2 protein-coding genes are annotated in these 942 nt (G+C 70.5%); both read right to left on the bottom strand.

Annotation, left to right across the window (positions count from 1 at the left end; translation table 11 throughout):
• On the bottom strand, nt 1–585 hold a 585-nt coding region (gene pspAB / locus IEZ12_RS01935; RefSeq protein WP_043913931.1), incomplete at its 3' end, for a PspA-associated protein PspAB.
• A 34-nt stretch (nt 586–619) separates the two neighbouring features.
• Nucleotides 620–942 (bottom strand): M48 family metalloprotease (locus tag IEZ12_RS37570; protein WP_229847147.1); only part of this gene is annotated, 323 nt, incomplete at its 5' end.

Below are 942 nucleotides of genomic sequence, written 5' to 3'. Positions count from 1 at the left end.
GTCGTCCAGGCCCGGGGCGCCCCAGACCGGGAACCAGCGGGAGAGGTCGGGCTCGATGCGGAGGTCGTTGCGGAGGAGGTTGGAGATCTCGATCTCCAGGGGGTTGTTGCGCTTCTCCTGGCCGGGGAGTTTGCACAGGGGGTAGAAGGTGCCGCGCTTGTAGAGGTAGACCAGGCCCAGGGAGCGGCCCTCGGGGTCGCGGAAGGCGACGATCGAGCAGAGCAGTTGGGGGCCGAAGCCGTTGGCCTCCAGCTCGCTGTTGACCGCGTGGAGGTCGTTGACCAGGTCGGGGAGTTCCTCGGGGGTGTGCCGGGCGAGCAGCCAGGAGTAGCCGTAGTCGTCGCGGGAGGCTTCGACGGGGGTGCCGCCGCGTTCGGTGTCGGCGTCGAGGAGGGCCCGCACCTGCTTCTGGACCTCGGCGAACGCGCCGCCCTCGACGGCGGCGAAGCAGACCGAGCCGAGGCCGGTGGGGAGGAATCCGGTGGCGGCCTGCAGAGTGAGCGCGGCCGACGGGATGCCGAACAGCTGGTCGAGGTCGGGCTTCACCGGCTTGCTGCGGCCGAACAGGGCGTCCAGGAATCCCACGCGGAGTGCTCCTTGCTTCAGGGGTGGGGCGGGGTCACTGCCCGAGTTCGGCGGAGATCTTCGACAGCTGGGTGAGGCGCTGCTCCAGCGACGGGTGGGTGGAGAACAGCTGCGCGGCGGTCTCCTTGGCGCTCAGCGCGGGCGCGAAGTAGAAGGCGTTGTAGGGCTGGGCCTTGCGCAGGTCCTCGGTGGGAATGGCGGCGATCTGCCCGGTGACCTTGGTCAGGGCGGAGGCCAGCGCGCTGGGCCGTCCGGTCAGCTGGGCGGCGGCCCGGTCGGCGGCGAGTTCGCGGTAGCGGGACAGCAGCCGGGTGAGCAGGAAGCTGATCGCGTAGACCACCATCGAGACCAGCGGGA

It is taken from the genome of Kitasatospora griseola, from assembly GCF_014648555.1.
Taxonomy (GTDB): domain Bacteria; phylum Actinomycetota; class Actinomycetes; order Streptomycetales; family Streptomycetaceae; genus Kitasatospora; species Kitasatospora griseola.
This window is presented reverse-complemented; position numbering and strand designations above follow the sequence as displayed.